The sequence below is a fragment of the uncultured Roseobacter sp. genome, from assembly GCF_947499265.1.
Classification (GTDB): Bacteria; Pseudomonadota; Alphaproteobacteria; order Rhodobacterales; family Rhodobacteraceae; genus Roseobacter.
Genome location: NZ_CANMNK010000009.1, coordinates 93,961 through 117,934 on the forward strand (window position 1 = coordinate 93,961; position 23,974 = coordinate 117,934).

The window sequence follows — 23,974 nt, forward strand, 5'->3', positions numbered from 1 at the left end:
GTAAAAGCCTATTACAACCGGCGCAAACGGATCGCCGTATCTAAATTGAGGTTTCCCAAGGCAGCAAGTCGCCGCCTTGGGATTGTTTGCTTTAGTGTGCGAACTTCTTGATCTCTCCGGAGGCGAGACGCTCCGAATAGGACCGCAGTTCCTCACGGACAATCGACATCAGGAAGTAAAGCGCCGTGATGTTGACCACCGCCATGGCAAAGATCGCCGCATCCGAGAAATCAATCACCGGGCCAAGGCTGGCTGCGGCGCCGATGACGATAAAGATGCAGAAAATGATCTTGAAGGTCAGCTCGGAGGTCTTGCCCTCACCGAAGATATAGGTCCAGCTTTTCAACCCATAGTACGACCAGGAGATCATGGTGGAGAAGGCAAAGAGCACAACCGCAATGGCCAGAACATAGGGGAACCAGCTGATCCCGGAGGCAAATGCCGCCGATGTCAGGGCCACACCGCTGTTGCCATCCACTGTTGCAATGGCCGAACCCGCTTCGTTCAATACGTAGTTGCCGGTTTCAGCGTCCAAGATCAGCTGACCGGAGATTGTGATCACCAAGGCTGTCATCGTGCAGATGACGACGGTATCGATCAGCGGCTCCAGCAGTGACACGAACCCCTCGGTGATGGGTTCTTTTGTCCGCACGGCGGAGTGTGCGATCGCTGCCGAACCAACCCCGGCTTCGTTTGAGAAGGCCGCGCGCTTGAACCCCTGGATCAGCGCACCGACAAAGCCACCTGCAACGCCGAGCCCGGTAAAGGCGCCCGCGAAAATCTGACCGAAGGCCCAGCCGATCTTGTCATAGTTCACCACCAGGATGATCAGCGCCGCACCGACGTAAAGAATGCCCATAAAAGGAACGACTTTTTCCGTCACGTTTGCGATCGACTTAATGCCACCGACGATGACGGCAAACACCACGCCTGCGAAGATAAGGCCGGTGATCCAGCCCGGATAATCCCCAACGATGCCCGAAATCTGCGCATGCGCCTGGTTCGCCTGGAACATGTTCCCGCCGCCAAGTGCGCCGAGGATGCAAAACACCGAAAACAGGATGGCCAGCGCGCCGCCCCCCGGGATGCCACGTTCCTTGAACCCTTTGGAAATATAGTACATCGGGCCACCCGAAACGGTACCGTCCGGGTATTCGTTGCGGTATTTCACGCCCAGCGTACATTCGGTGAATTTGGAGGCCATGCCCAGAAGACCGGCGAGGATCATCCAGAATGTCGCCCCCGGACCGCCAATGCCCACGGCCACGGCAACGCCCGCGATGTTCCCCAGGCCGACGGTGCCGGAGAGCGCTGTTGCAAGCGCCTGAAAGTGGCTGACTTCGCCCGCATCGTCAGGGTCGGAATAGTCGCCTTTCACCAGCGAAACCGCGTGTCCAAAGTAGCGCAGCTGCACAAAAGAAAAGTAGATGGTGAAGATCGACGCGGCCACAACCAGCCACAAAACGATCCACGGAAAACTGGTGCCGGGCAGGGGGGCAAAGATCAGGCTGACAAAGGGCCCGGTGAAATTTGCAAAAGCCGTGTTGACTTTTTCATCCAGGCTCATGGCCTCTTGTGCGTAAGCCGGCAGGGCCGCGCCGGTCGCCGCAGCGGCGAGCAGTGCTCTGTTAATAAATTTCATTTTCATGTCCTTTTCATCCAATGACCGTGACCGGCACAGTTGCGCTCATGACAAGATTTGCGGTCGAACTGCCGAAAATACGCTGTGCAAAGCCGCCCTCAGACGACCGGCACACGATGATCTGATGCCCGCCTTCCTTTTCGCAGATGCTGTTGAGCGTGTGGGCAACGTCTCCATGACGCACAATCCCCGACGCGGTCATCCCAGCGCTTTGCAGAGAGGCGACGGCAGGATCGACAATACGCTCCTTTGCCATCGAGATTTCCTCTTCGCGGCGCTTGTGACGTTGCGCGTTTTCTTCTGCAGTCTGGAAGGAGTAGGGCGACCATTCGATCACATAAGCAACCAAAAGTTCACAATCTCCAATCCTCTCTGCCAGATCCTTGGCATACGTCAGAGCGCGGTCGCCTGACCCTTGCCCGTCCAAGCCAATCACCAGTTTCGTGGTCATTTTCTGTCCCTTTATTTTATTTTACGAGTCCATCGTGTGGATCAACTTCAACGCATGCGTGTTTTTCAGCAAACCCAAAGTTGAGCTTGGGCGCGGTACTTCACCGGTCAGCGTTCCGGGTATTTTAGTTAAACTGACTAGATTTTGCGCCCGTAATTCGTATTTTTACGGATGAATGCTCTTTTTTTGCCTCTTTTGCAGGACAAATGACTTCCTGAACAATTTGCAAAAATGCGCAAACGATTGCCCCTTTATGTCATTTTTGTATCAATCAAGGTGCGAGGCCTTGATGTTTTCAGCAAAGCGCGGATGCGGAGACCCGCAAGATCGGTGGTGGCAAACCGTTGCAAAGATCAGCCGAAAGCCCGTGATTTTTTTACGGGCTGAGGTCTTCGGACTGCCAAATTCGTCGCAGGGCTTCCCCGGACATATGAAACGCACCGGAAGTGGGTTTGACGGCTTGAATGCGATCCAATCTGAAATGACGCAAACCGTCGCGCAGCACGCACCATGCCACCAAGACCACCACATCAATGTAGTAGATCAGCGCAATGGGGTGGATGCAGCGGTTGGTGCACCGGCCTGCTTCGTCGCGATAGGTGATCTGCAGTTCGGTTTCTTCGCGGATGTATCGGCGCGCGTCCGCAGGTGACAGCGCCCCCGCCGGGATCTGATTCCATTCGGACACACGAAAGGTTTCCGGCAATCCCGGCGTCGCTGCAGCGGCATCGGCGATCTTTGCGCTGGCGCGCACCGCGGCTTTTTCCAGCGCCTGATCACCTGTCCGGCCCAAAAGGGCAAGGCCGACAACAATGGCCTCGCGCTCCTCTTCATCCAGCATGATTGGCGGCAGATCATATCCCGCCCGCAGGATGTACCCGACACCCGCCTCGCCATCGATCGGCAGGCCGCTGGCCTGAAGCGAAGCGATGTCGCGGTAGATCGTGCGTTTGGTTACTTCCAGCGTTTCAGCCATTTGCGCAGCGGTCATCGGCGCGGTGGCCCGGCGCAGCATCTGGATGATTTCAAAGAAACGGGTTGAACGGGTCATACACTTGGGTAGCACAACACTGCTGACACATACATGTCAGCAGTGAATTGTTAGACAGGGGCAAGCTCCGCAGTACAGGACGGCCCAATGCTATCAGATTATTCAGCGCGCTCAGGCCGCTTCGACCCGGTCTTCACCCTGGAAATCCAGACCCTGCCAAAAGAGACCGACCGCCTGCTGGACGCGATCATGCACGTGCACCCGCTGGCCTATGGGCGCTATGAACGCAATGCCTCCGTTTCAGCGGTTGGCGCGGAGACGACGCAGCCGATGGCGCAGTCCACGACCACAACGCATAAATCGGGCTACAGTGCCGGTGCCACCGAGACCTACCCAATGGTTGAGCTCAAGATTTCAATCGCGCGCGACCTCGATGCGCTGGAGCGCGTCATGGATGTGATCCTCGATCTCCACCACTATGAGCAGCCTGTCATCTACCTGCGCGAAGACTGGGCCAGCCGCGCGGCCTACGATCCGAATAACACAAATCCAAATCGGTGGTGGAACAATGGCCGGGGGTTGCCGGACCAGATTTCCCAAGGAGAAGACCAATGATCAAATACTACTACCCCAACGGCGACACATGCTACCGCGCGCTGCACACGACGCATGCGGTGTATCATGCGGCGGATGGTCGATTGATGGCGCGCACGATGAAGCCGGACAACAGCGCGCTTTATGAGTTTGAGATCACTGGCTTTGAACTGCTCGAAACCGGGGTGAAATATGACTGAGACTTCCATCACATCAGGCGTTTTCGACACGCCCCCGATTGCAATGCTGCCCATGTGGATGGTCGCGTTTCAGGCGCCACAAGAAGACGTGGACCGGATTTTCGAAGCGGTGACGCAGGTTGCCCCGTTGGTGCAGGGCAAGACCGACCAAAATGGCTACCGTGCCCTGAGCGGTGTTGAGTATTACCGCCCGCGTGAAGGAACGCCGACAGGCGCCGAAGATGACATACGTCGTCGACCGGACGTGGATGAGATGCGCTTTTTCCTGCCCCGCGATCAGGACCAGCTGAGATCGGTGATCGAGGCGATTTACGAGGTGCACAGCTATTACGAGCCGGTCATCACCGTCACGGATGTGCTGCGCAGCCAATGCAAGGGGCTCGATGACGAGGACAACCCGCATCGCTGGTGGAACAAGCAGGGTGATTGGAAACAGGCTTAGGCGACGAAAATTCGCCGAGCGTGGCTATCCGTTCGGTTTGGTTTCGGGCAGCAGGGCCTGCAGGAGGCGTTCCAATAGCGCAATTGAAAACCGCACCGAATAGCCGCCGAAGAAGGCCGCGACCGATCCCACCGCGAGACCCGCTTCGAGGTCCAGCGCCGAGCTTGTCATCAAGATCCAGGGCACAACGAAACCAAACATGCCACCGAGCAACAAACGCGGCCAGACCTTGCGTTCCTCGCTCAGCTCGAAGGTTTTCATGCGGGTGGCCGTCAGCGCGTGGTTCAGCAGATGGACCAGTGCGCCGACGCAGCCAAAGGCAATCCAGGACGCCCATTGGATGAAATCGGTGTCTTTGCCGACCTGCCATTCCTGCGGGACCAGCGAATTCCAAAGCGAATAGACCGCAAACAGCAGCAGCAGGATGAGCAGCGTGTAGCTCACATAACGCGTCACGCGTTGCACAAAGCGACCCGCGGCAGAACTGGTGCGATCATTGGGGTCGGTGCGCCGCGTCGCCAGCAGCGAGTTGACCGTGACGGGCAGCGCTTCGCGCGACAGGGCTTCGGTCACCTGATTATAGCAAAACTCCGATTTTTCGCGGGCCGTCAGGGAGTTGAAAAAACGCGGGATGCCGTTGATCACCTCCGGGCTGTCCAGCTCATTGGGGTTATCGCCGGCGTAATGCTCCGCGATCGTATAGAGAATATGGACGCTCTCCGTGACCTTTCGTTCTGAAGCGATGCAGTAGTTATAGAGCAGCCGCGCCTTGGTCTGTGCATCGGGGTGTCCGGACAGAATGGGTTCATGGCTCTGCGGGGCCTCAAGGCCGAGCATATTGGGAAGTGACAGCATCGTTTCTGCGTTGGACTCGCTTTGTGGCGGCACCGCTTGGGCGGTTTTGCTGTCTTCACTTGCTGCCTCAGGGGGCTTCTTTTCCATGGTTTTTTCGGTCATGGCGCGCTCCAATCAACTCAAAATTCTCTCGTAGCGCATTGAATTATATTAAAAATAACTTCTGGAATCTTCAATTTGGTATTTTTCAAATGCAGCTAAACAACCAAAGGTTATGCCATGACGGGCTTTCGGCCAAGCGGTTTAGGGGTTTGGCTGCTTCAAGCCAAACCCCTCGGGCGCGCGTGAAAGCGATTTGCGTCCAAAGCCCTGCATCCACTCAGGGTCCGCGCAGTCGCCTTTCAGGCACGGTCGGCCCAGGGGCTTGCACATCTCTCTTCTCAGACGATGCGTCGCTAGAGATCATCCTCTCGACCAGCGATCAGATCACATTAAGCTGTCTAGTCAAATTTACAGTTGTGATTGTAATCTATCCGTGACACATTGATTAATACAGTGTGCGTTCTTTCAAGTAAGGTGTCCCGGACGGCAAAAATATCCCGGGTGCGGCTTCTTACGTCAATTAACGGAGGACGGAAAATGGCGGAAAGTGAAGACAAAGTCTGGCCAACAGGCCTGACGCTTGAGGAAGCGGAGGAAGTGCACAGCTATCTTATCGATGGCACGCGCGTCTTTGGCGCGATTGCGCTGCTTGCTCACATTCTGGTTGCGTTTGCGACCCCCTGGCTCGGATAAAGGAGGCACATCATGAACAATGCAAAGATGTGGCTTGTCGTTAAGCCAACCGTCGGTGTTCCGCTTTTTCTAAGCGCTGTCGCCATCGGATCCTTCGCAGTCCATGTGGCTGTTTTGACCAATACATCCTGGGTGTCTGACTTCCTGTCAGGCCAGGAGCTGGGATCTGGGGATCAAACAGCCGCCGCGGCGATGCTGAATGAGACGGACACGGCCAAGGCCACCTATGTCGTACCATCAGGTGAGCACGCGGGCGAGGTGACGATCATCCTGTCGGACGGCACACCGGTAAAGGCGATCTTACAACCGCCGGAGGTACATGCCACGGCAGGTGCGTCGGGATCGCATTCGGTCATAACCCAATAGAAGATCGGGCCCGTGGCGCATTGCCAGCGGGCCCAATCATTTTCTCTGACGAGAACCTATGTGCTGCGGTTTGCGGCATGTTCGGGAATTGATCAAAGACATGTTTGACTATCGATCTTTCGCCACGCGCAAACTGGCGGCCATCGGCCCCAAATACCTGCCGTTTGCGGATGTGGCCACTGCGGAGGTGCCGCTGAGCCGATTGCTGCGGCTGTCGCTGTTTCAGGTCACCGTGGGCATGGCGCTGGTGCTTTTGGTGGGCACGCTCAACCGGGTGATGATCGTTGAATTGGCAGTGCCTGCCTCGCTGGTGGCATTGATGCTGGCGCTTCCCCTCGTTTTCGCACCCTTTCGGACCCTGATCGGTTTCAAATCGGATGTGCATGTCTCAGCACTGGGACTGCGCCGGGTGCCCTACATCTGGAAGGGCACGCTTTATCAATTCGGTGGTTTTGCCATTATGCCCTTCGCGTTGCTGGTGCTCTCTGGCTATGGCGAGGCGGTGGATGCCCCGCGCTGGGTCGGGTATAGCTCCGCGGCCCTTTCCTTTTTGCTCGTGGGCGCTGGCGTTCACATCGTGCAAACCGTAGGGCTCGCACTGGCAACAGATCTTGTTGCCGAAGAAGACCAGCCCAAGGTGGTTGGCCTGATGTATGTCATGTTGCTGGTCGGCATGGTGGTCAGTGCATTGGTGTTTGGCGCTTTGCTTGAAAACTACACGCCCGGACGGCTGATACAGGTCATTCAGGGCGCAGCGGTGGTGACAGCCGCGTTGAACCTCTTTGCCATGTGGCAGCAGGAGGCGCGCGACCGGGACCGCGCCCGCGCCATGAAAGCCGCCCGTCCCATGCAATTTTCCGAGGCCTGGCGATTGCTGATGCAAGCTGACGGCATGCTGCGGCTGCTGATCGTGATCGGGCTGGGGACCTTCGGTTTCGGCATGGCGGACGTGCTGCTGGAGCCCTACGGCGGTCAGGCGCTTGGTCTGTCCGTGGCCAGCACCACCAAACTGACGGCGCTTTTTGCGGCAGGCACGCTATTGGGGTTTGCCGTGGCCTCGCGCGGGCTGGCCCAAGGCGGGGCGCCCGCACGGTTTGCCGTGATCGGGGCCTGCATCGGCGTGCCGGGGTTTGCCGGCATCATTGTTTCATCGATGGGCATCGGCGTGGCCGTCTTCCTGGCAGGCGTTTTTGCCACCGGGCTCGGCGCGGGTCTTTTCGGTCACGCGACGCTGACGGCGACCATCAGGGCGGCACCCAAAGAGCGGATCGGTCTGGCGTTGGGGGCCTGGGGCGCTGTGCAGGCCACGGCGGCGGGCATCGGTATCGCGCTGGCGGGGATCGTGCGGGATTTGATCGTCGGTCTGCAAGGCGCGGCTGGAAGTGCTGCGCAAACGCCCTACAATGTCGTATTCACAATCGAGATCGTGTTCTTGATCATGGCGGTTGTCGTCGCAATGCCATTTCTCAAAAACACCAAGAGACAAAGACTTCAGCCGGAGACGCGCGCACCTGGTCCTGAGCTTTCGAACGCAAACACAAACCCGGTGGAGGTATCATGACACAGGTAATCACGCGGTATTTCGACAGCGTAGAACAAGCCCGTCTGGTCAGACAGGAACTCGTATATCGGAGACGGTTCAATCAGAAAATCCTGCGCCTTTACGACGATGCGAAAGGCGCGGCGGATGCTCTTGTTGCCGCCGATGTCGCGGCGGAGACGGCGGAGGCCTATCAAAAGCGTCTGGCAAAAGGCGGCGCCGTGCTGATGGTGCGCGCGGGTTTCAAACCGCTTAGCGTGGCCCAGACCGCGCGGAACGTCACGGCGGCGATGGGGGCCGTTGATCTGGGTGATCTGGTCGAAGAGGTCTATGTCAAGGACGCACTGAAACCGTCGCTCAGCATCCTGCAAGACCATCCGCTGATGTTCACCCGGCCCAGGGATCCCTATGCCACGAACTTCCACATGGCGGACTGGCCGATCCCGCTGATCAGCCGACGCAAGCCATTTGCGGAAATGCTGTTCTCGCCCCATGCACGGATGGCCGACTTCCCGATCCCGCTGATCAGCCGCCGAAAACCTTACACGGGGTCCGCGATCCAACCCCACGCACGGATGGCCAATTTTCCGATCCCGCTGATCAGCCGCCGTGAGCCGTTTACCGGCTCGATATTCCCGCGTCATGCCCGGATGGCGAATTTCCCGATCCCCTTGATCAGCCGCAGAAAGCCCTACACAGGGTCGCTGATCCCGCGCCATCAGCGGATGGCAAACTGGCCGTTCCCGCATCTCATCAATGGCAAGACCGGCACAAACTCCCTAATCCCGGGGGGGCCACGGATGGCCAATTTCCCGATCTCACTGCTGAGCGGTCGCAAGCCCTTCGACAAATCCATCTTCAAGCGTCACGCAAGGATGGCTAGTTTCCCGATTTCGCTGATCAGCCGCCGTAAGCCCTTCACCGGGTCAATGTTCCCACGTCATGCGCGGATGGCCGATGTCCTGCTGCCCTTGGTGATCAAACATGGCGACGATGCACCGCGAAATGCAAATAAGGGCTTCTCGTTCTCGAAGTTCTTTGGCCTGCCAACGTTGATCAAACGCTAACGCGCTGGAATAACGAACGATTTCTGCTTCACCTGAAGATCGGGCCACCCAAATATGCGCCCGGTCGCTTCATGTAGCCCTTCTAGATTCTGGCAAAACCTGTCCGTTTGATTTGCTTTTCCGGACAGCTTGTATCGCTTACGGCCTGCATTTCTGAGACTAATGCGGACCCCACCGCCATTCAAAACCGCAATACATGGCACTCAAACGCGGCCCGAAGCTGTTCTTGAAACAGGCCAGTGGCGGAGAGACAGTCCGTCTTATTAAGTTTTTAATGTGTTGTATTTAAATATAATTATTTTACACTATAGAAATGGTACCACATAAAGTACCACCAGAGATCTGCGATGACCGGACTCGCGACGACAATTAGGTACTCAGAAGTGGTTCAAAGGTACTGTTTGCAACAAACTGATCAAATTACTGCTCCCGGCCCGAAGCGGACGTTGGTTCGCGGTGCCTGTTGGCAGCAATGCGGACAAAAGCTGCCTTTCGCTGTGTCTGCTCCAATGAGCGCTTTTACAGTGAAAAGGTCCAACTATGTAGACGATACCTTATCGAAGAAGTCTTTTCGACTGCTAGCAAAGAGGCGTGTTTAGGGCGACGCTGTGTTGCGTTCGAGGTGCGGTGTTATGGGTCGAGACTAGTCCAGTTAAAAGGCCTCAGAATTCATCAAATTCTGGAACATTGCCAAGCCTTACAAGGAAACTTGGTGATCCGACTTCGCCGCTGTTCGGGTCTTCGCTGACTGTGTAGGCATCGACACCCGCGCACTTTTCGGATCGGACTTCTCTTTCCGCTCTGTTTTGCGCTTCCGATGCTGTCGAATGCTCAAATTGCTTGTCAATTTTCAGGGTTACTTGACCATCGCGCCCTACTGCCTTCTCAACATATGTCTGGCAGATGTAGTGAACCTTTACTGCGCTCTTGTCTGAATCTGTCATAGATACTTCCTCGGAAAGAGTGGGAACGGTTGCGAAGGTTGGGAGAGACATGAGGCGGAAACGTATTTGTCTGCTTCTCGCATAACCAGATCATGAATTGCCAGGTTTGGTGGCAAACAGAAAACAGGGAATCAGTGTTGGTATCATCCCTTTTTGACGGCTTTGGATGCGTTTTTTTTCTTCGTTGCAGAGGCGGCGTCGGTAGGGGTGTTCGCTTCCCTCTCGAGCCTAGCAGTGCGAAGCCGGGCGATCTTAACTTGTCGTTGCTGTGCTTCTTCGTCGATTATTTCCCTGACGACACGCGTTGTCTTGTCCATCGCCGTTTCCGGCTGGGGATCAAGTGCTTTAAACAGGCTAGTTTTTGTCGGCTTGGGCAATGGTCAATCTCCTTAGGGACTTCATATTCACATTTTTGAGCGAGGCGCTTCAAACCAACGTCAGGTCTTTGATTGCACCTTGGATCTTTCGCGACCGCTTTGGGGACCGGTTCGAGAGCAGCTTTGTTTCCACGTCGGGTGCGGCCATGGCCTGCATCAACGCGCTATAGTTTATCTGAAATCTCATCTCGGTTCCGACCGGTAGCGATGAGCGGTTCGTGCAAATGACAAGATGATCGCTAGTTGCGCCGACAAATGAGTGTCCGGAAGGCATCGAAAGCCCCGAAACATCCGTGTCCTGATGCCCAATTGCGAGGAGCAGACGTGTGGTGTAACCACTGTTCGGGACAAGGCGAAGTCTTACCAAAACCGGATCGACACAGTTGGTAGGTGTAAATACCGGCTTTGTATCGGTCTCAATAACTTCAGCGACCAGTGTGAATGCATCCTTATAGAGGCCGCCTATCTGATCTCCTGTAACCGGATTAACGCCTAGAAGTATGGCTTCCCCCAGCCTCAGATCGTTGATCCGCCCAGTCGATTGCCCGCCGAGCGCCCAGGGCAAACTAGCGGAACCGCCACCAGATACCGTTTTGAGGAAAGGGCCACATGCTCCTTCGGTTTCCGTCGCCAGATCGCAGAGAGCTGCCATCTTGCTTGCATTGGGGGCCATTCCACTGAGGCAGGCAAAGTTCGACCCGATACCTTTCAACGCAACACCGGGCATATTCATGACGTGCCGTGCAATTGTGGCCAGGTTCTCTCGCAGTATCCCTTCACGCAGATCGCCCATCTCGACCATCAGGATAATGCCATGGGTCGTGTTTTCCCGGATCGCAGCAGCGGCCAAGGCTGCGATCACAACTGGCTCTGTGTTGTAGCTTGCCTCGCAGAGTTGGACGACCTCGTTGGCTTGGCTCAGCAGGGGTGTTCGGATCAAAGTAATGGGGTTTGTTAGACCAGCTGCGCGCAACCTCTGCACGTTACTGAGACGCGCATCTGCAAGACCCAGAGCGCCACCGTCCAGCATGGCCTGAGCGACGGCAGGATGTCCACACACTGCTTTGGTCACGCCAGTGACACTGATGCCACGCGTCCTCAGCCGTCCGACAACTGTCTGAGTGTTGTGGCGTATCTTGCTCAGATCCACTTCTATGCGAGGAGTGCTCATACCGCAGCCACAGGCGTTTTTTCCTGCAGGTCCGGATACGCGGCAACGAGCATGGCGAGCAAATGCGCTGCCGGTCGGCTTAACGCATCGGTCACAGGCAATCCAAGTTTTTGAGATTGTGCTGCAATAGCGTCCGTAATTTCGGCTTCGGACATCCCTTCATGATTGAGTGTGACGCCGATAACCTTCGTATCGGCAAACGCTTCGATAAGAGCAATCTCACGCGCAGGGGTGGGCATCGGCATATTCGGAAAATCGCAGCGATGCGCGCGTTTGGGCGCGTGCTGAAGGATGACCGCATCGGGTTGGCTGCCCCGCAATATAAAAGCGGAGGTGCAAAATGCCGGGTGGCTTAGCGCGCCCTGACCCTCGATCAGGATCACGTCAGGCCGTTCACCGTCCGAGGCGGCAACAATCGCACCCTCAAGCTCGCCACAGCAGAACTGCGGCGGCACCGCGTCCATTGCCACACCGTATTTTGCGCCCTGCATCAAACCCGTCTGGCCCGTGCCGACAAGCACAGTCTTGATCCCTTTTGCGTTCAGCGCACGTGCCAGCACTGTCGCTGTCGTCCGCTTGCCAATGGCGCAATCGGTCCCGAGAACCGCAATACGCAGAGCTTCCACCCCTGCTACGCTGCCATCAAACAGTCGCATGTCTTTGCTTGGCTTGGGTTTTCGTATGTCGCGAATGGTGACATCCCGTTGGGAAGCGGCGGTAGCGATTTCAGGGTCGTCGCTCAAATATTCATGCAAACCACTGACGATGTTCAAACCAAGTGCTATGGCATCCAGAATGACGCTCCGATCAGATGGTGAGATTTTCCCAGTCGAGGGTGCCATCCCGTAGATGAGCGTATCGGGGATCAGCGCCTCATGGACGAGAGCCGCATTCAGATCATTGAAGACCGGTATGTTGTTCATCGCATCGTCAAGAACCAACCCGCTGTCCTGCCCACCGTGGTTGCTGTCAATGACAGATTGGATCCGGTAGGCTTCTGAATGACGCACGAGGCCGTTTGCCGTCTTGCCATCAATTTTGGCGAAGTTGCCCTCGCAATAGATGATGGCGCTTGGGGGAATGATCGGCTGGGTTACGGTCTTGGATTGGGTGCTATCGTTTTGAACTGATGGAGACACTTGCGCGCCACTGTCATTCCGCTGGATGCTATCGATGGTCTTAAGGTCGGGTTCCATGTTTGGGTCCTTTGGATGACTGGCACAAATGGCATCACTGCCATCGGTGCCGAGATTTGAAGCCGGAGTAGTCGTGGTCCTGCGCGGTGCGCGCTCAGTCGTCGAGCACACACAAGCCTTTTGATTTGCGGAAGTTCTTGTTGCATCCCCAACGGTTTCCGGATCGGTCGAGATGAGCGTTCGCGGGAACCTCTATGGTTTTGCACCCCTCGCCAGACGCGGCATATCCTCGTTCGCACTTCCACCCCTGGCCGTACGCCGCATCATCGAAGTAGGCATGCTCGGGAACCACCACGGCCACGCACAGACCATCCAGTTCGAAAAAGCCCCGCTCACATGTCCAGGGTTGGCCGTAGCTAGATGTATTCAGGTAGGCGTTAGGCGGAACCGCAATGGCGCTACATGCGTCTCCATCGGCCCGAAACCCACGTTCGCAAAGCCATTTGGGCCCATAAGATGTATCTGCCAGATAGGAGTTTGCGGGAAGGACAATCTCTTGGCAGGTGTCGTCGAGTTTGAAAAATCCGCGCAGGCAGTGCCAGCGTTCACCCGATGGGTCCAGAAACCCGCCCTCGGGGACAATCACTTCAACACAGGCATCTTCATGGCTCCTGCTAAAGCCGTGGAAACACTCCCAACCTAGACCATATGTGTGGTTGGTCTCATAAGCATTTTCCGGCACAATCACTGCCGCACAGGCATCGCCATTCAGTCTATACCCCTTATTGCATTGCCACCCATCCCCGTAGCTTTTTGCGCTGGCGTTCTCGGGCATCGGCTGCCCGGTGGATTGGGCCAATGCAGGCATCGCAAAGAGAAGCAAAGCGAAGATTGAGACGACAAATAAAGCCAAAATGGTTTGAACGGCTGTCGACATACGTGTCCCGCAAGCTGCCTGCGGCGGTCGCAGCATTAGGTCGGACCTATGATCCATCCAGCTCAAGCCCCGCGAGACAAGCCGCTGCGAGCTCCCGGTTTGGCGTGTCGGAGCCCGGTGGCGTCGCCCAGCCCGTATCCATCATAGCCTTGCGGCGGTTGAACCCAGAGGCCTCCCGAAGGACGACCAGTTTTTCTGCGCTTTCCGGGTCAGTCGCTGACATATCCAGGCAGACTGGCACCATCGCCAGTGTCACTTCTTCGCCTGCAAGTTTCTGCGCCATGTCCTGAGCATTGCCGCTGGTTGTCCAGCCACCCCAGGTAAAGCCGAGGATAGAGACCGCAATCGCACCGGTTAAAGCACCGTAAATACCTGGTTTCGTCCATTCTGGAAAAGTCATTTCATATCCCTTGACGGAGAAAGCGCCGCCTCACTGTTTTGTTTGTTTTTGTCCAGCTCTGATTTACGTCAGGGCCATTTCTAAGTCGCGGTGATCGTTAAAGCGCAATCGGCATCCGCCGGTGACCCGACGGATCGGCAGATGCGTTAAGGTCTTTCGCTCCGCCACCATGCTGTGACTTTGCGTAAATTCATCTCCCTCAAAGAACTCACAACTGCCTGGCGGCGAGTCATCGGGAGAACCGGCCACCACAAACGGATGGGCAAATGTCACAAGTGATGTGGTCGTGCGCGACAACATCGGCAAACTTCTCAAACATCAGATCCCTTTCAGAGGACGTGACAGCTGAATTTTAATGGTGGAAGATTGTAGTCCGCTCTGGCAGAGCGATGGGCCTAGACCTCAGAAAACCACATCTCTTGGACCCTCTATGTAGTCTCTTGGCGTCGCAATTACAATGTTATCTGACCTGGCTCTGTTTCTAAGTCCGCCAATACCCTTGAAAGTAATGAGAGTTAGAAAGCCTTCACCTTTTGTATCGGCAAAACCCTCGCCAGTTACGTCACTTTTTTTGGTATGCTACCCAGATGCCGACCTTCGCTGCATTCCAGAAAATCTACAAGATGGGCTCAATCGAGACCTTAGCCGCAGCGTGCAACGATGATCGCTAAGCGGACTCTGCAGTCATTCAATTTCTCACTATCGCTGACGCAGCAAATACTTGCGAACGCGGTACATCGTTCGCTGTATCGCAGCCGAGTTTACCCATTCCGCCATATAGAGCGTGGAGTTGACCAAAGAGCTCGCTTCAGCACCGGAATACGATACGTTTCGTCTGCAGGTCTTGCTCGATACGGCAAAACGGAAAAGAACCATTAACCAATTTCCTACAAATCACGACCTGGTTTTAAGTTCTTTTACTTCTTCACGGCATTTCTTCAGCACTTTTTGAAGAGGTAAACCATGTCTTTGCGCATACTTGTCACGTTTGTTTTTCTGATCAGTGCTGCTGTCCAAGCTGCCGCTGAAGGGTGGGAACTCCAGCGCGCGGATGGGAACGTTCGCATTTCAGTCGATGGGAAGACCTGGAGCCGTGCAAAGGACGGGACGACCCTGTCCAGCGGGACCTGGATCCGAACTGGCCCGCGCAGCCGCGCGATCCTCGGTCGCGGAGTTGAGCGGATCATTTACCGTGCGAATACACTCGCGGCGGTCTCCGTTTCTCAGCCGACGGGTCAAACCACGCAGGTCACTCACCAGCGTGGATCTGTCTTTTTGTCTGTGGTTACCAAGCAGCGCAAACGCACCAGCGTTGTCACACCGCACCTGGCCGCCGTCATTAAGGGGACGGTTTTGGAGGTTACCACGGACGAGCAAAGCGCATCCGTTCGGGTCGACAAGGGCGTTGTCGAGGTCCGCAGCGATGAACGCAGCGTTGATGTCGAAGCGGGTCGTGAGGCCGTCTCCGATGGTCAATCTCTGAGCGTCGCTGCTGCAGAAGTGACCAGTCAAGTTCCTGGTGCACCGAATACCTTCAGCACCGATTTGCGAGAAGTTCCCGCGTCGAACAGTCAGAACAATGGGGGCGCGACAGGACCTGCCAATACCGGCAACAACGGCGTTGGTAACGGCAACGGCGGCGGGAACGGCAACGGTGGCGGGAATGGTAACGGTGGCGGGAATGGCAACGGTGGCGGGAACGGCAACGGTGGCGGGAATGGCAACGGTGGCGGGAATGGCAACGGCAACAATGGGAATGGAAACGGCAACGGTGGCGGGAACGGTAACGGCGGCGGGAACGGCAACGGCAACAACGGGAATGGAAACGGCAATGGAGGCGGAAACTGACACCCTCCTCCCATGTCATGCGGCATTTGCTTGTCGTACATTTGATTGTCGCCGCGATCCTCCTGGCTGATCGCGGCGGCTTTTTACGTGGGCTGAATGACCGCGTGGAAGACATCAGGTCAGGTCTACTCGACCGCAGCGCGTCCGGCGATTTTGTGTTTGTGGCGATTGACGCAGACTCCATCCGCGCTGTGGGCACCTGGCCCTGGTCTCGTCAGGTACATGCCGACATCCTCGAAAACCTGTCCAGAGCAGGCGCTATTGATGTCTTTTTTGACATCGACTTTGCATTCCCTGCCGATCCGGCTGGTGATGCGGCCTTTGCAGCAGCTCTGGACAGATCGGGGAGCGCCTATTTGCCTGTCTTTCAACAGCTTAGCCGCACGAACAGCAGCGAGGAAATCATCAATTGGCCCATGGAGGATTTTGCGCAGCGAAGCTGGCCCGCACTGGTCAACGTTTTCGGCGATACGCAGGGGGCAATCCGCTTCTATCCGTACGGCGCGGTAATCGCGGAAGAGTATATCCCATCAGCCGCTGCTTTGATCACCGGCACGTTTTCGGAGCGATCCGGCAGCTTTCCGATCAACTACGCCATTCGACCGGACAGCGTACCGGTTTTGTCTGCGGTCGACGTCGCTGAAGGCAGGTTTGAAGCGGATATGATCGCTGGGCGTTCAATCGTCGTAGGGGCTTCCGCTATTGAGTTGGGCGATCTCTTTGCGGTTCCTGTCCACGGAATTATCCCAGGACCACTTGTGCATGTCTTGGCAGCCGAGACCCTGGCGGGTGGTATCGTCCCAGCGACCCTTGCGACAGGTTGGATTTTGCTGGGCTTGCTTGTGCTGTTGCTTTTGTTCCAGATGCGGGCGTTCCGAAAGCCGACGGCTTTGATCACCGCCGCTGGGCTGGCCCTCGTTGCGAGCGAGGTTGCAGCTTTCGGGGTCTTCGCGCAGCATGCCATCGTGGTTCCCACAGCACCTCTGTACCCAGGCCTGCTTGTCTTTTGCAGTTGGTCGCTCCTCTGGCGGTTGAAGATCAACAGAACAATCATAGCCAGGCAACGGCAGGAGGTCGCCAACACCTCAGCTCTTTTGCGGCAGGTTTTCGAGGACAGCTTCGATGCCATCGCCATCCTCGATGAAACGGGCAGAGTGCGGATGCACAGCGATTCCGCAGCGCGTCTGTTCGATTATTCCGACACACAAGACCTGATGCTTCCTGCGCGGCTAAAAACCGAAGCTATGACGGCGATGCGGGCAGGCGGCGATGGGGCAATGCGCACCTACGAGTCCCTCGGCAACGGCACCGCCCTGCACCTGGAGTATACGGTCACGCCGTCGGAGACCGTGACCTTCGATCAAAACAAAGAGCAGACGGTTCAGATTGCCACGCTGTCGATGCGCGACGTCACAAAGATCAAGCAGCAAGAACGCGATATCGCCTATCTTTCCAGCTACGACGCACTCACGGGCGCCCTCCGGCGCAGCGTTTTTCTCGATTTCATCAAGCTCCGTGCAGAGGCAGGCGAGTGTTTCGCGATCTTTGTATTCAATTTGAGCCGCTTCAAAACCGTGAACGTCGTTTTGGGCCGGGATGTCGGGGACGCTCTTCTGCGACATGTCGTCAAGCGTTTGGAAGAAGCAGAGTTGAACATCTCTGCTGCTGCACGCCTTGGCGGAGACACGTTCGCATGCTTCACCGAGTTCGCGGTGGATGACACCGACGCGCAAGACCTGGCGCATCGCCTTTGCGAGATCATCGGCAAGCCTTACGAGCTTGAAGACTCCAACGCCCGCGTCGGCCTGAAACTTGGTTATTCCATCATTGATCCCGGCACCGATGTTTCGGCTTCGGATGCGCTGTCCCAGGCCGAGGAGGCATTGGATGCTGCCAAGCTGGCCGGAAACGATGCCCCTCATCCTTACAACCCCGCGATGTCAAAGAAGCAGTTCCGGTCCCGGGCGATAGAGCGTGCGATGGGTCGCGCTTTGGACCGCGAAGAGTTCGAGGTCTGGTATCAGCCACAGCATCGCGTTGATGACCTCAAGCTCATAGGCTCCGAAGCTCTCTTGCGCTGGAAATCCGATACGCTTGGACAGGTCTACCCTGACGAATTCATCGAAATCGCGGAATCAACGGGTTTCATCAACGAATTGGGGGCGTGGGTTCTGGACAAGGCGGTGCGTGACACGATGCGCTTGCCCCCTCACATGAGCGTTGCCGTAAATGTCTCAGGCGTTCAGATGACTTCGGAGAACATCGTCAGCGACATCAACAGGCTGTTGCAAGAGACCCAATTCCCCGCCACGCGCCTCTGTCTTGAACTTACAGAGACGGTTTTGTTCGATGGGACAGGGGAACTGGTGGAAATGATGCGCGATATCCAGTTTCGAGGTGTCTGCTGGGCCTTGGATGATTTCGGAACGGGCTATTCGTCGCTGGGGTACCTGTCGCAGCTTCCAATCGAAAAACTGAAGGTCGACAAATCCTTCATGCTTGGCCTCGGCACCGACCCAGCCGCAGAGCCGATACTGACTGCGGTCGGAGATCTGTGTCGTGGTCTTGGCATGACTCTGCTGTGCGAAGGCGTGGAAACCGACGAGCACCTGAAATTCCTCCAAACCAGAGAAGTTGCCGAGGCTCAAGGATACCTCTTTGGCAAGCCGATGCCGTTTTCCGACTTTCAAGCATATGCGACCGACTGCGCGACATCGAACCGGCGCGGCAAGGCCAACAGTTAGGGGCTAGCCGATAGGGGATGCACTGACGCGCTGCTTTGGCAGAAGCGCTTTGCCGCAGCGATCAGCCTGCCGCATATTACAAGCCATGCAGCAGCAAACAGCGATTGGAAACAAGCCTGATTTTGCCTGCTTCTTGTGAAGCGCCAGTGCCAAGTCTGCTGCAGGCCGCACCAATGACCAGTTGTCCCGCTGCTGAACTGCGGCAACTCTTGGATCACCACAGCAACTCTCCCGGCGAAGTGCACCCACAGCAAAAAAACGAAATAACGGGTTGGGCTCACAGCAGACTTCCGACGGTTTCGGTCAGTTGACGGGTGGCAGCCCAAAGCCGACCTTCAATTCCACACTAGAAAGCAGTGCCATTCGCGGCAGAGTGTTTACAGTCCGACAAAAAAGCGGATTGCGAAGGCGTTGGCGAGGTCCACGAAAAACGCGGATACCAGCGGCAACACAATGAAAGCCAATGGCGCTGCCCCGTACCGTTTTGTAACTGAGGACATGTTTGCGATGGCTGTAGGCGTCGCCCCAAGCGCAAATCCCGCGAAGCCTGCACTGAGGACAGCGGCAAGGTATCCGCGCCCGATCACACGGAACACCACAAATAGGATAAAGGCCACCGTCATAACCACCTGCATCAGCAGAACAGCGATGAGTGGCCCACCCAGTTCCGCGAGTGTCCAAAGCTTCATGCTCATCAACGACATCGCCAGGAACACCGACAGCGCATAGTCGGACAGGACAGCCAACGCCTTGCTTCCCGCAGGCCAAGTCAATGAACTGAGGACGTACGGGATCGTGTTCGACATCAGGATTCCCATCAGAAGGCAAGGAACAAAGAGCGGCAGCTTCAGGCCCATCTCGCCGATAAACTGATGTGCGACCCAGCCCAGCAGAATGGCAATATGCGCCGCCAGTGTCGCACGCATCAGACTGACGTGGTTCACGCTTTCTCCGGTATCATTGTCATAGCTCAGGCCAACCACTGGTGTCTGATCTGTCTCGCCTGAGAGGTGGTGGCGGTCGATGAGCCATTTGGCAATCGGACCCCCAATCAATGCGGCTAGAACGAGACCGAGCGTGGCGGTCGCAATACCCACTTCAGCGGCCGCATTGAATCCGGTCATTTCTCCAATCTGTGGTCCCCAGGCAATGGCAGTTCCGTGCCCGCCGATGAGTGACGCGGATCCAAGAAGCACCGATACAGCATTGGGCAGGCCGAAAAAGGTCACTCCCAGCAACCCAACAAGATTTTGGAGAAGCATGAAGCCAACGGTCAGAACGAGTAAAATAAAAAGGAGTCTTCCGCCTCTGAGCAAATCGGCAATTCGTGCGTTCAAGCCGATGGTGGCAAAAAACAAAACCAGTAGATAGTCCCGAACGTCCATTTCAAACACGATCTCGCGCCCCGTGAGGGAAAACCAGATCCACGTCAGAAAGGCGACAGCGATGCCTCCTGAAACCGGTTCTGGTATGTTGTAGTTCTTCAGGAAAGAAACCCGCCGCGTAAGAAGTGCTCCGAGGAAGAAGACGATGAAACCCAGCGTTGCTGCAATAAAGGCAGGGACAATGATCGTGGCGGCTTGATCTGCCATGTGGGTGCTGCCTTGAGTGTTTCTATCGAGCAGTTTCTCCAATCAAGGTCGCAGAGGTCGATACTGAGTGCAATGGGGGACGAGCGGTATCCGACCTAGTGACGGATTTACCGCTAGGCAGCCCAAAGCTGACATTGGCTCCGGACGCCCCAGGAAGCAAGTCGCGGACTAAGCCGCCTGATGCTCATACAGCAAGATCGGCCTTAGCGCGGCAACAACCTTTCGAATTAGGTCGCGGCAGTGCAGCGCGATGTTCTCGAATGCGGTCAATGAAGGTTGTCAAATAGGGCCAGTTTGGAACCGGTCGTTCGCCGTGTCGGTGTCAAACATTGTCCCAGCGCTTCAACAGCCAGTACCACTGTTCCGGATTGGCCATTATCCGTGAAGACAAACTGTCGTTAAAGGCGTGTGTCATGGTGACTGGATCTGTGGGCGGAACCGGAGCTTCGAAGATTACGTTAAACGCATTCCCATCCTCGATACGAATGCCAAAGGCCGGTATCATTGGCAGGTCGTATTTCAGGGCCATTTGGGCTGCCGAAAGAGACGTGAGAGCATCGTGACCAAGAAACGGTATCCGCACACCTTCAGAATACTTCTCATCAAGTAGGATGGAGATAATGCCGCCCTGTCTTAGGTGGCGGACGAGAGCCCGTGTTCCAACTTGGCCGGTCGCCAAAATCGGTTTACCCCCGGCTTGAATGGCAGTGAATATCCTGCGTTCGTAATGTCGGTTTTTGTTTGGACGGTAAATGGCGCCGCTTTCCAATCCATGCAATTTGATCGCGGCTCGGATCGCTTCCCACTGCCCGAAGTGCCCCGAAACGACGATTCCACCTTTACCAGCTACATTTGCTTCTTTGAGAGCCTCAATCCCGGGGCCAGATATTCTGAATTTGTGATGCTGGGTCTGAAGCTCGGTGTCATGATAAATCTCGAAAAGTGTCCTTCCCATTTGACGGCCCATTTCCTCACCTAGCTTTGCACGCAAACCAGGCTTCATATCAGGAAAAACGCGTCTGATTTCTCGGTCGAACCGGCGTCTCGCTGGCGGGAAAATGCGCATGACCACCCCCAGAGTTGTCCCGAGGCCCTGGGAGCGTGCATCAAATGAACGCCAACGCGACGCTGTCAGCGCCAACCATAGAGGGAAGTACTGGGCGTGGTGCACGAATGATTTAAGCGATTTAGGAAACACCATCCCATATGAACGGGATGTTCATCGATGCCAACCGAATATGGTGAGAAAAGCACAAAATAATAAGCATTGGGAAGTAGATTCGTCCGCTTCGCGCTCAAGGCGGAAATGAACTTCTTTCTATGAAGCCTCGAAGTTCGGGTGCCATTAGCGAAATCTAGTCTTCAGGGCACTATCGGGATTTTGCCCTTGCTGCTTTTGAAACGGTGCTGGTCTATTGTCCATAACTCGTCCATTGTTCGTCAATGTTGGAAAAGCTGAACGTCTCAATTGACAAAATTCGCGTTCCGTCCAAGCGCGCGAAAGCCCTTGACGAAAAAAAGCTGGAATTGATTGCCGAAGATATGATTGAGAAAGGTCAAACTACGCCAATCCAAGTGAGGATTGATGGTGATGGCTATGTTCTCATAGAAGGCTTGCACAGGCTCGAAGCTCTTAGGGCGCTTGGTGAGGCGAATGTCGAAGCTTACATTGTACGAGCTCGCTTGCATTAAACTGCGATCGGTGGGCCTATCCGGTGCGTCGAAAGCGACTTAATTACAAGGGCCTGTTTTTGAGAAGCCGACTTGGCGGTACGGTATCAGGTCCCAAGTGCGGTCGTTCCAAAGAGTCAAAACGGTTGAAATCTGAACTAAATGTTCGCTGCGTCATTCATGGATGCTTAAGTTGGGATGAAGGTTATACAGCCGCATTTGCGAGAAAGACCTCTTGAGGTTTAAGTCAATTGGGTAGCCGACAAGCACGTCAACTTGGAGCAATCTTTGAACTATGTTGATCCTCCCCCAATTGAAGTAGTCCTCCGCTATTTTTAGGAAAACGGAGGAAACACATGGCCAACAAACGACCAAAGCCGGAAGAGATTGTCACGAAGTTACGGCAGGTTGAGGTACTGACAGGGCAAGGCATGCCACGTCTGGATGCTATCCGGCAGATCGGTGTGACTGAACAGACGTATTACCGCTGGAGTGCAGGCGGATAGGCCCGCATTCTGATCACCGGTGAGTGAGAATGACCAAAGAAGCGATGATTGACACTAAGGACCTTCGCGGCGCGCCTCATCAACAGGAACAACGCGGACAAAACGGCCGTTCAACTTCTTCCAGTAAGGGTCCGCTTTGCATGCTTCGCGAACGTAGAAATCACGCCGAAGAACATCCATATCTCGCGTGAAGGGCGGACACAAAGCCATGGGAGTCCCAGTCGCGACGGTCTGCCATCGATCACTTCGCCGGCTTCCGGTGCTGTCTACCTGTCGGACCGTGAGAGGTATCGTTAGTGTGATAAGCGACTGGCGGGATTCTATCCCTTCCAACCGTCAATGGTCTCAACTGCCACCTGTGCCATCGGCGCCGCTGCAATGGTCGAGCCCATAAGGCGGATCTGGCTGAGCGCACCCCAAAGCAGCCCGAGAAGGAACTCCGCTTTGCCACGCGGATCGCTCACGCCGTCCGCTTCAGCGGCGGCGCGGAAGGCATCGAACCACATCGTTCGGTAGGCCTCGACAGCCTCGCGAATTTTCGGGCTCGCACGACCCAGCTCGAAGACCGTGTTGACCATCAGGCATCCACAGTTCGTCACGTCTTCCTCGTTCTCCGTCGGCTGCGCGAGGCCCTGAAACATCATCTGCGCAGCTTCCAAGCGTGGCGGGTCGAAGACCTGCCCGATCACCCCGCGGGCCATCTCGCTATAGGTAGCGAGCACCCGCAGGAAGATATCCTCCTTGTCGCCAAAGACATTGGCGATGCCGCGCACGCCGATGCCAGTTGCTTCCTCCAGCATTCGCGTGGTGGTCGCGTCATAGCCGTGGCGCCAGAACACCTGCACCATCTTTTGCAAGGCTTCGTCTTCGTCGAAATTCCGGGGTCTGGCCATTATTTTACATCAACTGTTGCATTATGCATCACCTCATGCAATATACATCGCACGATGCAAAAAACCATACCCATCGTGAGCCAAAGGAGAAAACTATGCCAACCATCCGTGTCACCGTCCCGAAAGCCGCTTGGTCAAAGGACGAGAAAGCCCAGATCGTCGCCAAGCTGACCGACGGGCTCAACGCCGTCGCCAGCGATGCCGGCAAGGGCGACATCAAACCATACATCAACGTCCATATCGAAGAGACCGCCGAGGGCGGCTACGCGATGGGCGGTAACGTGGTCGCCTGAGCCTGTACGGTGGCCTATCTGGCCACCGCGTTTCTCAAAGGAGCAAGACTATGAAGATCAAGAAAACACTGACCGTCAACGCCCCGCCCGATGCGGTGTGGGATATCTTGGGGCCGAACTACGTCCGCGCGGGCGACTGGGCTTCGAGCGTCTATGTCTCTGGCGCGCGGCCCGGCACGCCCAAGATCGCGGGCGCACCTGCGGCGGGGCGGACCTGCGAAACCTCGCTTGGACCCTTCACGGAGACCATCGAAGCCTATGACGAAGCGCGCCGCCATGTGGCCTATTCGGCCACCGGCGACAAGATGCCTAGCTTTATGAAAGGTCTGCGCAATGCCTGGACGGTGCGACCGAAAGGCGGCGTCAGCGAGGTCGAAATGGAGTTGAACGCGGACATCGCCTTCCCTTTCAACATCCTGATGGCCCCCATGATGAAGATGCAATTCGGCAAGGTTCTGCGCGAGGCAACCGAAGAGCTGAAGCACTATGCGGAAACCGGAAAACCGCACCCGCGCAAGCTGAAGGCCGACAGCAGCAAGAAGGCGGTCGCCGCACGCGCCGCCACCGCCTGACACCCCA

26 protein-coding genes and 1 pseudogene are annotated in these 23,974 nt (G+C 56.1%); 13 read left to right on the plus strand and 14 right to left on the minus strand.

The window, feature by feature from the left end; genetic code table 11:
* Nucleotides 1-91: 91 nt before the first annotated feature.
* The 3 genes from Q1A63_RS22060 to Q1A63_RS22070 all read right to left on the minus strand — a co-directional run bounded on the left by Q1A63_RS22060 (nucleotide 92) and on the right by Q1A63_RS22070 (nucleotide 3,144).
* A complete protein-coding gene (locus Q1A63_RS22060; protein WP_298975156.1) occupies nucleotides 92-1,642 on the minus strand; it encodes an alanine/glycine:cation symporter family protein in 1,551 nt (516 codons plus the stop codon).
* A 13-nt stretch (nucleotides 1,643-1,655) separates the two neighbouring features.
* Nucleotides 1,656-2,093 (minus strand): universal stress protein, encoded by a 438-nt coding sequence (locus Q1A63_RS22065; protein WP_298975155.1) that lies wholly within the window; start codon nucleotides 2,091-2,093, stop codon nucleotides 1,656-1,658.
* 376 nt (nucleotides 2,094-2,469) lie between these two features.
* Nucleotides 2,470-3,144 (minus strand): YafY family protein, encoded by a 675-nt coding sequence (locus tag Q1A63_RS22070; protein WP_298975154.1) that lies wholly within the window; start codon nucleotides 3,142-3,144, stop codon nucleotides 2,470-2,472.
* An 87-nt stretch (nucleotides 3,145-3,231) separates the two neighbouring features.
* Here Q1A63_RS22070 and Q1A63_RS22075 point away from each other — a divergent pair, with 87 nt between their 5' ends.
* Genes Q1A63_RS22075 through Q1A63_RS22085 form a run of 3 tightly spaced genes read left to right on the plus strand, consistent with a single transcriptional unit; the run spans nucleotide 3,232 to nucleotide 4,320 of the window.
* A complete protein-coding gene (locus tag Q1A63_RS22075) occupies nucleotides 3,232-3,699 on the plus strand; it encodes a hypothetical protein (RefSeq protein ID WP_299632486.1) in 468 nt (155 codons plus the stop codon).
* On the plus strand, nucleotides 3,696-3,878 hold the full coding sequence (locus Q1A63_RS22080) for a hypothetical protein (protein WP_298975152.1): 183 nt from the start codon (nucleotides 3,696-3,698) through the stop codon (nucleotides 3,876-3,878). The genes Q1A63_RS22075 and Q1A63_RS22080 overlap by 4 nt, the downstream gene beginning before the upstream one ends.
* Nucleotides 3,871-4,320: a hypothetical protein gene (locus tag Q1A63_RS22085; RefSeq protein WP_299632487.1), complete on the plus strand. Its 450-nt coding sequence runs from the start codon at nucleotides 3,871-3,873 to the stop codon at nucleotides 4,318-4,320. Before Q1A63_RS22080 ends, Q1A63_RS22085 begins: the two co-directional genes overlap by 8 nt.
* Before the next feature lie 24 nt (nucleotides 4,321-4,344).
* On the opposite strand, the gene Q1A63_RS22090 is transcribed toward Q1A63_RS22085, so the two are convergent.
* Complete coding sequence (locus tag Q1A63_RS22090; protein ID WP_299632488.1) at nucleotides 4,345-5,277, minus strand: hypothetical protein; 933 nt, start codon at nucleotides 5,275-5,277, stop codon at nucleotides 4,345-4,347.
* Nucleotides 5,278-5,754: 477 nt separating this feature from the next.
* Between Q1A63_RS22090 and pufB the strand changes: the two genes are divergently transcribed.
* The 4 genes from pufB to Q1A63_RS22110 all read left to right on the plus strand — a co-directional run bounded on the left by pufB (nucleotide 5,755) and on the right by Q1A63_RS22110 (nucleotide 8,883).
* The gene (gene pufB / locus Q1A63_RS22095; RefSeq protein ID WP_298975149.1) at nucleotides 5,755-5,910 is read left to right on the plus strand and encodes a light-harvesting antenna LH1, beta subunit; all 156 of its coding nucleotides are present in this window, start codon (nucleotides 5,755-5,757) and stop codon (nucleotides 5,908-5,910) included.
* Nucleotides 5,911-5,922: 12 nt separating this feature from the next.
* Nucleotides 5,923-6,276, plus strand: a complete 354-nt coding sequence (locus Q1A63_RS22100; protein WP_299632489.1) for a light-harvesting protein — start codon at nucleotides 5,923-5,925, stop codon at nucleotides 6,274-6,276.
* A gap of 100 nt (nucleotides 6,277-6,376) precedes the next feature.
* Nucleotides 6,377-7,837, plus strand: coding sequence for a PucC family protein (locus Q1A63_RS22105; RefSeq protein ID WP_299405104.1), 1,461 nt, complete (start codon nucleotides 6,377-6,379; stop codon nucleotides 7,835-7,837).
* Nucleotides 7,834-8,883: a PucR family transcriptional regulator gene (locus tag Q1A63_RS22110; protein ID WP_298975145.1), complete on the plus strand. Its 1,050-nt coding sequence runs from the start codon at nucleotides 7,834-7,836 to the stop codon at nucleotides 8,881-8,883. Before Q1A63_RS22105 ends, Q1A63_RS22110 begins: the two co-directional genes overlap by 4 nt.
* Nucleotides 8,884-9,545: 662 nt before the next feature.
* Here Q1A63_RS22110 and Q1A63_RS22115 read toward each other — a convergent pair.
* The 7 genes from Q1A63_RS22115 to Q1A63_RS22145 form a co-directional block, all read right to left on the minus strand.
* Nucleotides 9,546-9,827: a hypothetical protein gene (locus tag Q1A63_RS22115; protein WP_298975143.1), complete on the minus strand. Its 282-nt coding sequence runs from the start codon at nucleotides 9,825-9,827 to the stop codon at nucleotides 9,546-9,548.
* 143 nt (nucleotides 9,828-9,970) lie between these two features.
* Entirely contained in the window at nucleotides 9,971-10,204 is a 234-nt protein-coding gene (locus tag Q1A63_RS22120) for a hypothetical protein (RefSeq protein WP_298975140.1), read from the minus strand.
* Nucleotides 10,205-10,253: 49 nt separating this feature from the next.
* Nucleotides 10,254-11,375 carry an alanine/ornithine racemase family PLP-dependent enzyme gene (locus Q1A63_RS22125; protein ID WP_299632490.1) on the minus strand — a complete coding sequence of 374 codons (1,122 nt, stop codon included), beginning with the start codon at nucleotides 11,373-11,375 and terminating at the stop codon, nucleotides 10,254-10,256.
* Complete coding sequence (locus Q1A63_RS22130; protein ID WP_298975137.1) at nucleotides 11,372-12,571, minus strand: DUF1611 domain-containing protein; 1,200 nt, start codon at nucleotides 12,569-12,571, stop codon at nucleotides 11,372-11,374. The genes Q1A63_RS22125 and Q1A63_RS22130 overlap by 4 nt, the downstream gene beginning before the upstream one ends.
* 94 nt (nucleotides 12,572-12,665) lie before the next feature.
* Nucleotides 12,666-13,379, minus strand: a complete 714-nt coding sequence (locus tag Q1A63_RS22135) for a hypothetical protein (protein WP_298975136.1) — start codon at nucleotides 13,377-13,379, stop codon at nucleotides 12,666-12,668.
* Between the two features lie 115 nt (nucleotides 13,380-13,494).
* Entirely contained in the window at nucleotides 13,495-13,848 is a 354-nt protein-coding gene (locus tag Q1A63_RS22140; protein WP_298975135.1) for a hypothetical protein, read from the minus strand.
* A gap of 63 nt (nucleotides 13,849-13,911) precedes the next feature.
* Complete coding sequence (locus tag Q1A63_RS22145; RefSeq protein WP_299632491.1) at nucleotides 13,912-14,148, minus strand: hypothetical protein; 237 nt, start codon at nucleotides 14,146-14,148, stop codon at nucleotides 13,912-13,914.
* Nucleotides 14,149-14,811: 663 nt separating this feature from the next.
* Here Q1A63_RS22145 and Q1A63_RS22150 point away from each other — a divergent pair.
* A complete protein-coding gene (locus tag Q1A63_RS22150) occupies nucleotides 14,812-15,696 on the plus strand; it encodes a FecR domain-containing protein (RefSeq protein WP_299632493.1) in 885 nt (294 codons plus the stop codon).
* Between the two features lie 17 nt (nucleotides 15,697-15,713).
* Nucleotides 15,714-18,440 carry an EAL domain-containing protein gene (locus Q1A63_RS22155; RefSeq protein WP_299632494.1) on the plus strand — a complete coding sequence of 909 codons (2,727 nt, stop codon included), beginning with the start codon at nucleotides 15,714-15,716 and terminating at the stop codon, nucleotides 18,438-18,440.
* A 377-nt stretch (nucleotides 18,441-18,817) separates the two neighbouring features.
* On the opposite strand, the gene gltS is transcribed toward Q1A63_RS22155, so the two are convergent.
* Complete coding sequence (gene gltS / locus Q1A63_RS22160; protein WP_298975128.1) at nucleotides 18,818-20,032, minus strand: sodium/glutamate symporter; 1,215 nt, start codon at nucleotides 20,030-20,032, stop codon at nucleotides 18,818-18,820.
* A gap of 322 nt (nucleotides 20,033-20,354) precedes the next feature.
* Complete coding sequence (locus Q1A63_RS22165; RefSeq protein ID WP_298975127.1) at nucleotides 20,355-21,233, minus strand: lysophospholipid acyltransferase family protein; 879 nt, start codon at nucleotides 21,231-21,233, stop codon at nucleotides 20,355-20,357.
* A gap of 242 nt (nucleotides 21,234-21,475) precedes the next feature.
* Here Q1A63_RS22165 and Q1A63_RS22170 point away from each other — a divergent pair, with 242 nt between their 5' ends.
* Both Q1A63_RS22170 and Q1A63_RS22175 read left to right on the plus strand, forming a co-directional pair.
* Nucleotides 21,476-21,724 carry a ParB N-terminal domain-containing protein gene (locus Q1A63_RS22170; protein ID WP_298975126.1) on the plus strand — a complete coding sequence of 83 codons (249 nt, stop codon included), beginning with the start codon at nucleotides 21,476-21,478 and terminating at the stop codon, nucleotides 21,722-21,724.
* Between the two features lie 335 nt (nucleotides 21,725-22,059).
* Nucleotides 22,060-22,194, plus strand: a pseudogene (locus tag Q1A63_RS22175) (IS3 family transposase); the annotation flags it as partial.
* 335 nt (nucleotides 22,195-22,529) lie between these two features.
* Here Q1A63_RS22175 and Q1A63_RS22180 read toward each other — a convergent pair.
* Nucleotides 22,530-23,102, minus strand: coding sequence for a TetR/AcrR family transcriptional regulator (locus tag Q1A63_RS22180; RefSeq protein WP_298975124.1), 573 nt, complete (start codon nucleotides 23,100-23,102; stop codon nucleotides 22,530-22,532).
* A gap of 95 nt (nucleotides 23,103-23,197) precedes the next feature.
* On the opposite strand from Q1A63_RS22180, the gene Q1A63_RS22185 reads away from it, so the two are divergent.
* Nucleotides 23,198-23,395: a tautomerase family protein gene (locus tag Q1A63_RS22185; RefSeq protein ID WP_298975121.1), complete on the plus strand. Its 198-nt coding sequence runs from the start codon at nucleotides 23,198-23,200 to the stop codon at nucleotides 23,393-23,395.
* 50 nt (nucleotides 23,396-23,445) lie between these two features.
* Nucleotides 23,446-23,967: an SRPBCC family protein gene (locus Q1A63_RS22190; protein ID WP_298975120.1), complete on the plus strand. Its 522-nt coding sequence runs from the start codon at nucleotides 23,446-23,448 to the stop codon at nucleotides 23,965-23,967.
* The last annotated feature ends 7 nt before the right edge of the window (nucleotides 23,968-23,974 follow it).

Bases quoted from the DNA above. Each gene is read 5' to 3' on its own strand.
- Q1A63_RS22060 (WP_298975156.1), bottom strand. From the start codon at position 1,642: ATGAAATTTATTAACAGAGCACTGCTCGCCGCTGCGGCGACCGGCGCG.
- Q1A63_RS22065 (WP_298975155.1), bottom strand. From the start codon at position 2,093: ATGACCACGAAACTGGTGATTGGCTTGGACGGGCAAGGGTCAGGCGAC.
- Q1A63_RS22070 (WP_298975154.1), bottom strand. From the start codon at position 3,144: ATGACCCGTTCAACCCGTTTCTTTGAAATCATCCAGATGCTGCGCCGG.
- Q1A63_RS22075 (WP_299632486.1), top strand. From the start codon at position 3,232: ATGCTATCAGATTATTCAGCGCGCTCAGGCCGCTTCGACCCGGTCTTC.
- Q1A63_RS22080 (WP_298975152.1), top strand. From the start codon at position 3,696: ATGATCAAATACTACTACCCCAACGGCGACACATGCTACCGCGCGCTG.
- Q1A63_RS22085 (WP_299632487.1), top strand. From the start codon at position 3,871: ATGACTGAGACTTCCATCACATCAGGCGTTTTCGACACGCCCCCGATT.
- Q1A63_RS22090 (WP_299632488.1), bottom strand. From the start codon at position 5,277: ATGACCGAAAAAACCATGGAAAAGAAGCCCCCTGAGGCAGCAAGTGAA.
- pufB (WP_298975149.1), top strand. From the start codon at position 5,755: ATGGCGGAAAGTGAAGACAAAGTCTGGCCAACAGGCCTGACGCTTGAG.
- Q1A63_RS22100 (WP_299632489.1), top strand. From the start codon at position 5,923: ATGAACAATGCAAAGATGTGGCTTGTCGTTAAGCCAACCGTCGGTGTT.
- Q1A63_RS22105 (WP_299405104.1), top strand. From the start codon at position 6,377: ATGTTTGACTATCGATCTTTCGCCACGCGCAAACTGGCGGCCATCGGC.
- Q1A63_RS22110 (WP_298975145.1), top strand. From the start codon at position 7,834: ATGACACAGGTAATCACGCGGTATTTCGACAGCGTAGAACAAGCCCGT.
- Q1A63_RS22115 (WP_298975143.1), bottom strand. From the start codon at position 9,827: ATGACAGATTCAGACAAGAGCGCAGTAAAGGTTCACTACATCTGCCAG.
- Q1A63_RS22125 (WP_299632490.1), bottom strand. From the start codon at position 11,375: ATGAGCACTCCTCGCATAGAAGTGGATCTGAGCAAGATACGCCACAAC.
- Q1A63_RS22130 (WP_298975137.1), bottom strand. From the start codon at position 12,571: ATGGAACCCGACCTTAAGACCATCGATAGCATCCAGCGGAATGACAGT.
- Q1A63_RS22135 (WP_298975136.1), bottom strand. From the start codon at position 13,379: ATGCCTGCATTGGCCCAATCCACCGGGCAGCCGATGCCCGAGAACGCC.
- Q1A63_RS22140 (WP_298975135.1), bottom strand. From the start codon at position 13,848: ATGACTTTTCCAGAATGGACGAAACCAGGTATTTACGGTGCTTTAACC.
- Q1A63_RS22145 (WP_299632491.1), bottom strand. From the start codon at position 14,148: ATGTTGTCGCGCACGACCACATCACTTGTGACATTTGCCCATCCGTTT.
- Q1A63_RS22150 (WP_299632493.1), top strand. From the start codon at position 14,812: ATGTCTTTGCGCATACTTGTCACGTTTGTTTTTCTGATCAGTGCTGCT.
- Q1A63_RS22155 (WP_299632494.1), top strand. From the start codon at position 15,714: ATGCGGCATTTGCTTGTCGTACATTTGATTGTCGCCGCGATCCTCCTG.
- gltS (WP_298975128.1), bottom strand. From the start codon at position 20,032: ATGGCAGATCAAGCCGCCACGATCATTGTCCCTGCCTTTATTGCAGCA.
- Q1A63_RS22165 (WP_298975127.1), bottom strand. From the start codon at position 21,233: ATGGTGTTTCCTAAATCGCTTAAATCATTCGTGCACCACGCCCAGTAC.
- Q1A63_RS22170 (WP_298975126.1), top strand. From the start codon at position 21,476: ATGTTGGAAAAGCTGAACGTCTCAATTGACAAAATTCGCGTTCCGTCC.
- Q1A63_RS22180 (WP_298975124.1), bottom strand. From the start codon at position 23,102: ATGGCCAGACCCCGGAATTTCGACGAAGACGAAGCCTTGCAAAAGATG.
- Q1A63_RS22185 (WP_298975121.1), top strand. From the start codon at position 23,198: ATGCCAACCATCCGTGTCACCGTCCCGAAAGCCGCTTGGTCAAAGGAC.
- Q1A63_RS22190 (WP_298975120.1), top strand. From the start codon at position 23,446: ATGAAGATCAAGAAAACACTGACCGTCAACGCCCCGCCCGATGCGGTG.